Below are 11,532 nucleotides of genomic sequence, written 5' to 3'. Positions count from 1 at the left end.
GCTCCTCGCCCTGCCGCCCCGCCGTTCTCTTGCCCGCGCCGTTCCTCGTCCCGCCACCCGTCGCTCTCCTGCCCGCGCCGCTCCTCGCCCTGCCGCCCCGCCGTTCTCTTGCCCGCGCCGTTCCTCGTCCCGCCACCCGTCGCTCTCCTGCCCGCGCCGCTCCTCGCCCTGCCGTCCCGTCGCTCTCTTCCTGCGCGCCGCCCCCGATCACTCATCCCTCACCCCCTCCCGCCCCATTGCCCGCACCCCCCGCGATGGCTAGCCTGTGTTCGTCATGCTGTTCGTCATGCCGATCGTCTGTTGAAATCTCGAACAGGCCTTGATTCAGGGAGGGGACCGGTCGTGGGACGCCTCGTACCTGCCGTGACCCGGGCTCTCGACATACTCGAGCTGTTCCTCGACGGGGACGGCACGCTCTCCGCCCCCGACATCGTGCGCAGGCTCCAGCTGCCGCGCACCACGGTGCACGAACTGGTCACCACGCTCGCCGCCCGCCAGTACATCGTCCCGGTGACCGGCCGGCCCGGACGCTACCGGCTCGGCGTACGCCCGTACCAGCTCGGCAGCCGCTACGCCGAACAGCTCGACCTCGCCGCCGAGGGCCAGCAGGTCGCCCGGTCCGTCGCTCAGACCTGCGACGAGACCGTGCACGTGGCGATCCTGGAGGGCGCCGACGTCATCTACATCGCCAAGGTCGACTCCACGCACGCGGTCCGCATGGTCTCCGCGGCCGGCCGCCGGCTCCCGGCCCACTGCACCTCGGTCGGCAAGATGCTGCTCGCCTCCCTCCCCGAGCCCGAACTCGCCGCCCGCGTCCCGGACGGCGCCGAACTGGTCGCGATGACCCCCGACAGCATCACCGACCCCGCCGCCCTGCGCGAGGCCCTGACCGAGATCCGGCGCCGCGGCCTGGCCGTGGAGAACCGCGAGTCGAACCCCGACGTCAGCTGCGTGGCCGCCCCCGTGCGCGACCGTACCGGCCAGGTGGTCGCGGCCCTGTCCATCTCCGTGCCGATGATCCGCTGGAGCGAGGAGCGCAGGGGTGAGCTGGAACAGCTCGCGGTGAAGGGCGCCGCCGAGCTGTCGGAGCGCCTCGGCCACCGGAGCGCGGCATGACGGCGGCGGCGTGCGAGGTGGTGGTACGGGCCCGGGCCGAGCTGGGCGAGGGTCCGACGTGGGACCCGGCGGCGGGCGTGCTGCTCTGGGTCGACATCCTCGCCTCCCGGGTGCACTCCTACGATCCGGCGTCCGGCCGGCGCACGGTCCGCACCACCGGGCAGCACGTGGGCGCGGCCAAGCCCCGTACCGGCGGCGGCCTGGTGCTGAACCTGCGCGACGGGGTGGCCCTGGTCGGCCCCGGCCCTGAGGGCGCCTTCCGCTGGCTGCACCGCGACCCGGTGCCCGGCCGCCGCGGCAACGACGCGGCCGTGGCACCCGACGGCTCCCTGTGGGCGGGCACCATGCGCTACGACGAGGCCAGGGGCGGCGGCACGCTGACCCGGCTCACCGGCGACGGTACGGCCGAGCCCGTTCTGACCGACGTGACGGTGAGCAACGGCACCGGCTGGAGCCCCGACGGCCGCCGCATGTACTACGTGGACACACCGACCCGCCGGATCGACGTCCTCGACGTCGTCCTCGACGGCGGCCGGCAGGTCGTGAACAGGCGGCCGCTGGCACAGGTGGAGGAGGGCGCCGGCTTCCCGGACGGGCTCACCGTCGACGCGGACGGGTGCGTGTGGGTGGCGCTGTGGGACGGCGGCGCCGTCCGGCGCTACACGCCCGACGGCGCGCTGGACCGGGTCGTCGCCCTGCCGGTCCCGCGCCCCACGGCCTGCGCCTTCGGCGGTGCCGGGCTGACCGACCTGTACGTCACCACGGCCCGCACCGGCCTCGGCGCCCCGCCCCCGGTGGCGGGCTCCCTGCTGGTGGTACCGGACGCGGGCAGCGGCCTGCCCCAGCCGGCGTTCGCGGGCTGAGGGCGGCCGGGGCAGCGCGCACCGGCGCCCGCGGCCCCCCGGCCACGGCTCCGCGCCCGTCGGCCCCGCGCGCTCCGGCTCCGCGCCCGTCGGCTCCGCGCCCGTCGGCTCCGCACGCTCCGGCTCCGCGCCCGTCGGCCCCGCGCCCGTCGGCCCCGAGCCCGTCGGCTCCGCACGCTCCGGCTCCGCGCCCGTCGGCCCCGCCCCCGTCGGCTCCGCACGCTCCGGCTCCGCGCCCGTCGGCCCCGCGCGCTCCGGTTCCGCGCGTTCACCGTCCCGTACCGGCCTCCGCCCCCGTCGGCCCCGCACGCTCCGGCTCCGCGCCGTCGGCCCCGAGCCCGTCGGCCCCGCGCGCTCCGGCCCCGCGCGCTCCGGCTCCGCGCGCTCCGGTGCCGCGCGTCACCGTCCCGTACCGGCCTCCGCCCCCGTCCGCTCCAGTTCCGCCAGGACCTTGCGTTCGGACGCCGTCAGCGGGGGGCCGGACAGCGGGGGCAGCAGGGGCCCGCAGGCGACGTCGAGGAGGGTGCCGGGGCGGAAGAGGCGCTCCGGTCCGGTGCGCAGGCTCGTCACGTCCCACAGGGCCGCCGCCGCCCGGTAGGAGCCGGTGGCGGTCCGGGTCAGCCGGCGGCTGTAGGCCGTGGTGAGCCGGTCCGCCGGGGTCGGGCGGGCGCCGCGCGTGTCCGGGTACCAGACGTCCTGGCCGACCGCCGCCGCCCAGGCCGCGCCGACCGACCGGGCGGCCCCGCGCTGCACCCGGCGGGCCAGGCCGGCCGCGTCCGGGCCGGTGCGCCGTACCTCCTCGGCCAGCAGCCGCGCGCCGAGCGCGGCCACCGACATGCCCTGCCCGTACGCCGGGTTGAAGGTGGCGACCGCGTCGCCGAGGGCCACGAAGCGCTCCGGCCAGCGCGCGGTCTTCTCCAGGTACCGCCGTACGTTGCTGGTGCTGCGGCTGATGTGCACGCCGGTGAGGGGTTCGGCGCCGGAGGCGAGGCGGCCCACCAGCGGGTCCGGCAGCGCGAGCGCGTAGGCCAGGAAGCCCTCCGGGTCGGCCGGGGGCTCGCCGCCGCCCCGCGTCCCGGCGAGGCTGACCATCCAGCGGTCCCGCTCGATCGGCAGGACCATGCCGCTGCGGCCCGGCTCGCAGCGGTACGGGTCGGCCTGCACGATCGTCAGCGGGAACTGCTCGGCCCCCACCGGCGTGCGGTAGACGCGGGTGGCGTTGACCAGGCCGCAGTCGACGCTCTTCGTCCGCACGCCCGCGACGCCGATCTCCTCCAGCCAGGTGACGATCCGTGAGCCGCGCCCGCTCGCGTCGACGACGAAGTCGGCGGCGAGTTCGGTCTCCTCACCCGCGCCCGCTCCTGTTCCCGCCCCTGTCGCCCCTTCCGTCCCCCGGGGGCCGGTCGCCGCGATCCGTACGCCCCGCACGCGCTCCGCGTCGCCCACCAGCCCCACCGCCCGGGCCCTGCGGACCTCCGCCCTGGTGTGCGTGAGGACGGCGTCCCGCACGGTCCAGTCCAGCAGGGCCCGGGTGCAGCTGAGCATGCGCGGACCGTCGTGCCGCCAGCGCCGCAACCAGCCCTCGGAGGTGAGGGCCAGCATGCCCGAGCCGAGGGGTATCTCCCGGGCGCCCGCCGCCAGCAGCCGCTCGCGCACGCCGCCGCCGGGCACCAGTTCCTCCATGGCGGCCAGGCCGCCGGCCATCAGCAGATGGGCGTGGCGGCCCTGGGGCAGCCCCTTGCGGTGCTCCGGCCCGTCGGGCAGCTCGTCCCGGTCGAGTACGACGACCTCGTCCACGACGGGGGACAGGGCCGCCGCGGCCAGCATGCCGGCCAGGCCGGCACCGACGACGACGGCTCTGCGCCGGCGGGAGCGGGGGGACGGAGAGGACAGGGACCGGGGCATGGGACTCCTTGGGTGGATCACGGGCTCAGCCATGGGAGGTCCGCACCGTTCCTCCCCGTACGGGGGTGCCGGCGGGCGGCCGGACCAGCGCCTGCGCCAGTTCCACCAGCCCGCTCGTGCCGGACACCTCCGTGGCGTGCAGGCGGTAGCCGCTCGGCGTCGGCAGGGGCTCCTCGCGGGCGGCGGCGCGGCGCGCGGCGTCGGCGAGCATCGCGGCCTCCGCCGCGATCCGGGCGTCGTGCGCGGTGCGGCCCGCGCGCCGGGCGGCGGCCAGGGCGCGTTCGCGGACCGAGTCGTCGAAGTACGGGGCGAGGCCCAGCAGGGCGTCGTGGATGGACACCTCGCGCCAGTGCAGGCGCGCCCGCGGCAACTGCCACCAGCCGCTGGGCGGTTTGGGCGCGGTCGACACGAACCGCACCCGCGTCCACAGCGGCCCCAGGCTGCGGTAGTCGTCCAGGCTGCGCACCTGCGCGAGGACCGACGGCAGCAGCCGGGGCAGCACGAAGCCGGCCGAGCACAGCAGCGCGGCGAGGGCGGCCAGCGGCGGGGCGACCTGCGTGGACAGCACGTCCAGGTCGTGACCCGTCCAACGTGCCGCGACCGCCGTGTACTTGGTCAGCTGGAAGCCCACCACGTCCAGCGCCGACCCGGCGAGGATCAGCCGCAGCCCGGTCCGCAGCAGCCCGGTGACCTCGCGGCTCCACTTCACGCACAGCGCGCACATCGCCAGCGTCGCCGCGCTGTGGCCGATGAGGTAGAGCAGGATCATCTCGCACAGGTACGGCGTGTTGGCGTAGTACGTGTCGAGGTCGTTGAGCCGCTCGGTGCGGGCGTCGCCCAGCATGAACAGCACGACGATGGCGGCGACCAGCGGCACGTACGCGGCGATGCTGCGCAGCACCATCCGCCGGACCTGCTCGCGGGGACCGCCCCGCCAGTGGATCAGCAGGATCAGCAGCGAGCAGCTGTACGCGCAGAGCATGCCGTACGTCAGCGGGGCGCCGAAGTTGGGGATGCCGGTGAGGCCGTTGACGGCGGCCAGGGTCAGCGGCGCCGAGCAGACGAACACCAGCGAGCCGAGCACGATGGCCACGCACGTCGACACGGTCAGCGGGTCCCGTACGGCCCGCATCGGCCGCCTGCACAGCACGACGGCCGACAGCCCGAACAGGCCGGCCGCGAGGTAGACGACGAGGCTCATCCGCGCCACCCCCGCCCGCCCGGCCGGACGGCCCGCGGGCGCCGCGCCCCCACCGCAGGCCAAGGCGCTGACGCAGGTGCCGCTCCTGGTACCGGTGTCCCCGTCACACCGCCTCCGACGGATGCGAGCCGCGCGCGGTCCGCTCCGCGGCGCCCAGCGCGTCGGCGATCCGCACGAGCAGCGCGGGCCCGGGCACCCGTCCGCCCGGCCGCCCGCCCGGCCCACCGTCCGCCCCGGGTGCCGCCGGGGACGCGGGGACCGGCACGGGCGGCGCGGTCCGAACCGGCTCCCCGGCGGCCGGCGCCGGCCGCTCCGCGTCCGGGGCGAACCGCTCCGCGTCGGCGGCGAGCCGCTCCGCGTCCGGGGCGAACCGCTCCGCGTCCGGGGCGGGCTGGGGCCGTCCGACCCCGTCGAGCAGCACCGGCCACCGCCCGCCCACGCCCTCGGGCCCCACCACCGGCCCGACGCCGTCGAGTACCCGCAGCCGCGGACCGGACGCGCCCTGGGCGTGCGCACCGCCGCCGGGCACCGCACCGCGCGCCACCGCCTCCAGCGCCGTACGACTGCCCTCGGCCTCCACCGCCGTGAGGTGGCCGCCCGCCGCGAGTGCCGTGAGGCCGCCGTCGGCTTCCAGCGCCGTACGACTGCCGTCGGTTTCCCCCGCCGCCAGGTGGCCGCCCGCCGCGAGCGCCGTGAGGTGGCCGTCCGCCACGAACGCCGTGAGGCCGCCGTCGGCTTCCAGCGCCGTACGACTCCCGTCGGCTTCCGCCGCCGCCAGGTGGCCGCCCGCTGCGAGTGCCGTGAGGTGGCCGCCCGCGGCGAACGCCGCGAGAGCGCCGTCCGCTTCGAGTGCCGCGAGGCCGGCCTCCGCCGCGGACGCCGTACGGACCGGGTCCGCATCCCACGCCGTGGAGCCGCCGTGCCGGCGCAGTGCCGCGGGGATGACCGCGGCCCACGCGGCGGCCTGAGCCTGCTCCTCGTCGCCCCCGGCCGCCAGGGTCCTGGCGCGGGTGCTCTCGTACAGGCCCCGGTCGAAGAAGGCGTCCAGGTAGCTGAGCGCGTTGTGGATGCTGGTCTGGCGCCAGATCAGCCGTGTGGTGGGGGAGCCCCAGCGGGGGCGGGGCAGCCTGAGGGCGCGGCGGGTGAGGAGGTCGTCCAGTTCCCGCTCCAGCGGTGCCAGCCGGACGTACGTCCGCCAGGACCGCCGCCACTGCGCGAGCCGGGGCCCGGCCAGCGGCACGAGGATGCCGACCGAGGTGACCACCGCGCCCAGGGCCGCGGCGGCGGGGGACACGTCGGTGCTGAGCGAGGACCAGTCCCGCCCGCACCAACGGGCCGCGACCGCCACGGACTTGGTGACGCCGTAGCCCGCGCTGCACAGCGACCCGAGGCCCAGGAGCACGAGGCCCGCGCGCAGCGAGCCCCGCACCCGGCGCGCCCAGCGCAGCGCCGAGACGGTGGTGACGCTCACCGCGGCGATGTTCGCGGCCAGGTACAGCACGATCATCTCGGCGATGAAGGGCGTCGTCGCGTAGTACGTGTCCAGGTCCGTGCGGCGCTCCACCGGCGCCCGGCCGAGCGCGAACATGGCGGCGATGCCGACGGCCACGCACGCGTAGGTGACGACCCAGCGGCGGGTGACGCGGCGCACCCGGTCCCCGCCGCGCCAGTGGACCACGAGGACCTGGGAGGCGGCGCTGTAGGCGGTGATCGACGCGTAGGTGAGCGGCGCGGCGAGGTTCGGCACGCCGCTGAGCCGGTTGACCGCGCCGACCGTGGGGGCGGCCCCGAGGAGGAAGCACACGCCCGCCAGGGCCAGCACCGCGCAGATCGCGCGCAGGTAGGGGTCGTGCCGGTGGCGCACCAGGTCGGGCGTCTTCACCGCCAGGCCCAGCCACAGCGCACCACAGCTCACGTAGTTGATCAGGCCGCTCATCGCCGGTGCGCTCCACGGTAGTTGAGCGCGGACCCGATGCGCCCGGCGATGTCCTCCTCGGTGCCCGTGTCCGCCGGGGGCGCGGCGGCCGCCGGGGTCTCCTCCAGCCAGGTGCGCAGCCTGCCGCCCATGAGCATGCCGAACCGGTCGGCCTCCTGCTCGTCGGCGAGGCTGAAGTCGGTGCGCGCGGCGACGGGCCGGGGCGGGGCGCCGGGCGGGACCGGGGCCGCCGCGTCGTCCGCGTCGCGCCGGCTCATGTGCCACACCTCGTGGCAGAAGATCACGATCTGGTGCCAGGAGGCGGCCCGCCGGTCGACGACCACCACGTCCTGTGTCTCGCCCTCCAGCCACAGCCCGCTCGCGGTGTGCGGCGGGAAGATCTCCCGCCGGACGACGACCCGCCGCCCGCGCCAGGCGCTGACCGAGTCGACGAGCGCGGCGAACAGTGTCTCCGGGTCCGCGGGGACCGGCACCCGGATGGGGTCGATGAGAGCGTCGGCGAGGCGCCGCATCTCCCGTTTCCTACGCAACCTTTTCCCCTTGTTCCCCCGTTGATCTGCCGGGACCGCCCCCATCATCCCCGTGCCGCCCGCACCGGGGGAAGGTTCTTTCGCGGCGCTCCTCCTGGACGGTTCCTGTTCGACCCATTGACGCGCAAGCGCTTCGACTCCACGGCATCGTTCGACCTTACGAGCAGATGTCGAAATCTCGAACAGTTAGGGCGGGAAGCTTCGGTTTCGCCGCCCTCGGCACGGGCGCCGACATCCTGGCGGCGAGCGCCCGCACCCGGGTGCGGTACTGGAACCCCTTCCAGGGCGGTGCCGGCGCCGACATGGCCGAAATGGTGGACGCCTGCGCCGGCATGGCCGAAGGCGGACGCCTTCCGCACCGCGCGCCCCGGCGCGGGCGCGCGGGCTCAGCGGCCGGGGGAGGACACCGGCGCCACCGGCACCCCTCCGGCCGCGCGGCCCAGCAGCGTCAGCCGTACCTGTCCCGGACCCGCCTCACCCGCACCCCCGGACAGCACGGCCAGGGCCAGCGTGTTGGTGTCACGGGTGCGCAGGATGCCGTTCGGCAGGACGAACGTGTGCTGCGGGCCCACGTCGTTGACGTACTGGCCCAGGTTCCAGCCGTTCAGGAAGACCTGCGCCCGGTAGGACCGGTGCGGCTCGTCCAGCAGGGTCAGCCCCACCGAGGCGTCCACGCCCTCGTCCACCGACAGCCGGAACGTCGTCCGGTACCAGGTCACGCCCTGGTGCCGCACGGCACGCGGGAAGGCCACCTTCTCCCAGTCGCCGTCGGCGAAACCGGGCAGGTGCCAGCCCTCCCGCTCCCCGTGGAGCCCGCCGTTGTTCAGCGGCCCGCGCACCGGGTCGGGCGCGCCCGCGCCCTGGACGCGCCAGCGCACCCGCGGCGCCCCGCCCCCGAACGTCACCGCCGTCAGCCCGCGCGCCGCCCTGCCGGTGTCGCGCGCCGCGCCGTCCTGGTCGTGCGCCATCGGCCGCACCAGCACCGACAGCACGTGCCGGCCACCGGTACGCAGCCGCTCGGGCACGGCGAGGACGGCGGTCTTGGTCCACGTGCCCCGGCCGGCCGCGTCCGCCCGCGGCACCGGCATGCGGTGCGTGCCCAGCGGCTCCCCGTCCAGCCACGCCATCAGCAGCCCCTGCGTGCCCGTGCTGTGCGCCAGGGACACCGACTCGATGCCCGACGCGTCCGTGAAGGCGCCCCGGTACCAGACGTCGCCGTAGTGGAAGCCGTAGTCGTCGGCGAACAGCACCGGCTGCCCGTCGGGGACGGGCGTGGTGCTGTACGAGGACGTCCGGTCGGCGGCCTGCCACGCCGAGTCGTCGAAACCGGGCGCGGACTCGGGGTTCTCCGCGCGCGCCCGCCAGCCGCCCAGCGCGGGCAGTTCCACCTTGGGCGCCCCCTCCAGCGGCGCGACGGACCGCAGACTGCCGGTGCCGGTGGGGGCGGTGCGCACCGGACGCCCGTTCCACGTCACCGCGGTCACCCCCGGCGGCGCCCAGACCTCCAGCTTCGTGGCCTCCACGGTGTCACCGGTGAGGTGCAGCACGCCGCCCTCGACGGTCGCGGTGCGCAGCAGCCTCGGCCCGCACACCAGCAACGAGCCCGACGGCGTCTCCCACGGCCACAGCCGCGAGGACGTCCGGTCGTCGGCGAACAGCATCAGCACCGCCCGGTCGACGGTCTCGCCCGCCTCCACCCGCGCCCCGGCCAGCCCGGCGCCGAAGGGCACCGTGATGCGCACCAGTTGGCGCTCGTACACGTACGCGACCTGCGGGCTCAGCCGGGTGACCATCGGCTCCCCGGCCGCCTCCAGGGCCACCCGGGCGGAGTCGCCGCGCCGCCCGCAGAACACCACGATGTCCTGCCGGCCGACGGTGAGGTACGCCATGGGCTGGGCGGTGGCGTACCGCAGTTTCAGCTGCCCCAGCCGCATCCGGGTGACCGCCAGCCGCGCGTCCCCGGCCGCCACGGTCACCGGCAGGTCCTCGCCCGCGGCGGGCAGCGTGGTGGTGACGTCCTTGCCGGTGTCGTTGCGCAGGACGTGCACCCGGGCGCCCGTGTCCGGATTGCGCAGGTGGTAGGTGGTGAGCCCGCGCGCCGTCCCGCCCTCGACCCGGTCCAGCTTGGCGAGGTCGGGCACGTGGCGCAGCATGTGCCCGATCTGGTGCCCGGCCACCGCCTTCCCGGTGACCTGCCGTCCCTCGTCGATCGCGGCACCGTAGTCGTACGAGGTGTAGACCTGCGGCGCGGGCAGCCAGCCCCAGGACGTGCCGCCGAAGGCCATGTACGTGGTGTGCACGGACAGGCCCCGGGCCAGGTCGGTCAGCCGGTCGCGCCGCTCGTACGCCGCGCCGTGGGCCTGCCGTGCCCCGGCGTACCCCTTGCCGCCGAAGACGGCCCCGCCCCACGGGTCGGCACCGCCGCCCGCCTCGGTCAGGAACCCCGACGGCCGGGGGAAGGACGCCGGCGTCCACCGCCCGCTCCCGCCGTCGCCGTGGAAGAGGGGCACGTCGATGCCGTCGGCGCGCGCCTTCTCGTACAGCCGGGCCGAGCGGGTGCGGTCGGCCCGGCCGCCGGCGTCGTCGCCGTCCTCGGTCTGGTAGAGCAGCACCGTCCCGCCGCCCTTGGTGAACAGGTGCCGGGCGGCGATCGCGTTCACCCGGCCCAGCCACTCCTCGGCGTGCTCCAGGTACGCGGGGTCGGCGGCCCCCGCGGTGCCCGCCACGGCCGTCAGCCAGCCGGGCAGCCCGCCGCCGTCGACGTCGGCGCCGATGTACGGACCCGGCCGCAGGACGACGTACAGCCCCGTCTCGGCGGCCGTGCGCAGGAACAGGTCGAGGTCCCGCACCCCCGTGAAGTCGTACTTCCCCGGGGCGGGCGAGTGCTGGTTCCACGCCACGCGCACACTGACCGCGTTGTGACCGAGGGCCCGCAGCTTCTGCAGCACGTCCCGCCACAGCGAGGGGCTGGGCAGCCGGAACGGGTGCATCTCACCGGCCCACAGCACCAGCCGCCTGCCGTCCACCAGCAGCGAGTAGCGGTCGAAGCCGACGGTGTGCCGCCGTCCGTCGGCCGCCGGGACGGGCGGCGGCGGCCCGGTCGGCACACCGCGCACCGCGAACGCCGCCGCCGCCCCCCGCCCGCCGCTGCCGCCCAGCGCGAGACCGAGCGCGGCGGAGCCCGCGAGGGCGCTGAATGTACGTCTGCTGAGCGCCAAGGTGAGTGCCTCCCGGGCGGATATTACGGGGCGCGGGTCCCGCCATTCTCCACTGTCCCGGACGTCACAATGGACCCCATGAGGATCTCGGCACGGGCGGACTACGCGGTACGGGCGGTTCTGGAACTGGCCGTACGGCAGCAAGCGGACCCGGCGGGCCCCGTGAAGGCCGAGACGGTCGCCGCCGAGCAGGGCATTCCGCACAAGTTCCTCGAAGGCATCCTCGGCGACCTGCGCCGCGCGGGCCTGGTCACCAGCCGGCGCGGCGGGGGCGGCGGCTACGCCCTGGCCCGCGAGGCGGCGCGGATCACGGTGGCGGACGTGATCCGCGCGGTGGACGGCCCGATCGTCTCGGTCCGCGGCGAACGCCCCACCGGCCTCACCTACACGGGCTCGGCCGAGCCCCTGCTCCCCCTCTGGATCGCCCTGCGCGCCAACGTCCGCCGCATCCTGGAGGGCGTCACGATCGCCGACATGGCGACAGGCACCCTCCCGCCCCCGATCCGCACCCTGGCAGCGGAACCGGCGGCCTGGGAGAACCCGTGAGGGGTCACTGCGTGGCGGGGGCGGGGGACGGGCTGGGGGCAGCGGGTGAGCGCGGCTCGGGAGCGGTCTTCGGGCAGCGGACGTGGACGGTCGGCAGCCTGTGTCGGCGGACCTGCGGAACCTGACGGTGGACGTCGCGGCGGTTGCCGACGGCCAGGGGACGTCGATCACGACGGCTTCCTGCTTGCCGCGCCGGGTGATGATCGTCGGGTTTCCT

8 protein-coding genes are annotated in these 11,532 nt (G+C 76.2%); 3 read left to right on the top strand and 5 right to left on the bottom strand.

Annotation, left to right across the window (positions count from 1 at the left end):
- Window positions 1-342: 342 nt before the first annotated feature.
- A complete protein-coding gene (locus tag AB0G56_RS14870; protein WP_360968934.1) occupies window positions 343-1,116 on the top strand; it encodes an IclR family transcriptional regulator in 774 nt (257 codons plus the stop codon).
- Window positions 1,113-1,979 carry an SMP-30/gluconolactonase/LRE family protein gene (locus tag AB0G56_RS14865; RefSeq protein ID WP_360968931.1) on the top strand — a complete coding sequence of 289 codons (867 nt, stop codon included), beginning with the start codon at window positions 1,113-1,115 and terminating at the stop codon, window positions 1,977-1,979. Before AB0G56_RS14870 ends, AB0G56_RS14865 begins: the two co-directional genes overlap by 4 nt.
- 399 nt (window positions 1,980-2,378) lie before the next feature.
- On the opposite strand, the gene AB0G56_RS14860 is transcribed toward AB0G56_RS14865, so the two are convergent.
- The 5 genes from AB0G56_RS14860 to AB0G56_RS14840 all read right to left on the bottom strand — a co-directional run bounded on the left by AB0G56_RS14860 (window position 2,379) and on the right by AB0G56_RS14840 (window position 10,769).
- Entirely contained in the window at window positions 2,379-3,884 is a 1,506-nt protein-coding gene (locus AB0G56_RS14860; RefSeq protein ID WP_360968929.1) for a pyridine nucleotide-disulfide oxidoreductase, read from the bottom strand.
- Window positions 3,885-3,909: 25 nt separating this feature from the next.
- Window positions 3,910-5,085, bottom strand: a complete 1,176-nt coding sequence (locus AB0G56_RS14855) for an MAB_1171c family putative transporter (RefSeq protein WP_360968926.1) — start codon at window positions 5,083-5,085, stop codon at window positions 3,910-3,912.
- Window positions 5,086-5,188: 103 nt separating this feature from the next.
- Complete coding sequence (locus tag AB0G56_RS14850; RefSeq protein ID WP_360968923.1) at window positions 5,189-7,021, bottom strand: MAB_1171c family putative transporter; 1,833 nt, start codon at window positions 7,019-7,021, stop codon at window positions 5,189-5,191.
- Window positions 7,018-7,533: a toxin gene (locus AB0G56_RS14845; protein WP_360968920.1), complete on the bottom strand. Its 516-nt coding sequence runs from the start codon at window positions 7,531-7,533 to the stop codon at window positions 7,018-7,020. The genes AB0G56_RS14850 and AB0G56_RS14845 overlap by 4 nt, the downstream gene beginning before the upstream one ends.
- Window positions 7,534-7,937: 404 nt before the next feature.
- Window positions 7,938-10,769 carry a beta-galactosidase gene (locus AB0G56_RS14840; protein WP_360968917.1) on the bottom strand — a complete coding sequence of 944 codons (2,832 nt, stop codon included), beginning with the start codon at window positions 10,767-10,769 and terminating at the stop codon, window positions 7,938-7,940.
- Between the two features lie 78 nt (window positions 10,770-10,847).
- Between AB0G56_RS14840 and AB0G56_RS14835 the strand changes: the two genes are divergently transcribed.
- Window positions 10,848-11,315, top strand: coding sequence for an Rrf2 family transcriptional regulator (locus AB0G56_RS14835; protein WP_360969136.1), 468 nt, complete (start codon window positions 10,848-10,850; stop codon window positions 11,313-11,315).
- Window positions 11,316-11,532 lie beyond the last annotated feature (217 nt).

The sequence above is a fragment of the Streptomyces sp. NPDC021356 genome, assembly GCF_040641015.1.
Classification (GTDB): Bacteria; Actinomycetota; Actinomycetes; order Streptomycetales; family Streptomycetaceae; genus Streptomyces.
This window is presented reverse-complemented; position numbering and strand designations above follow the sequence as displayed.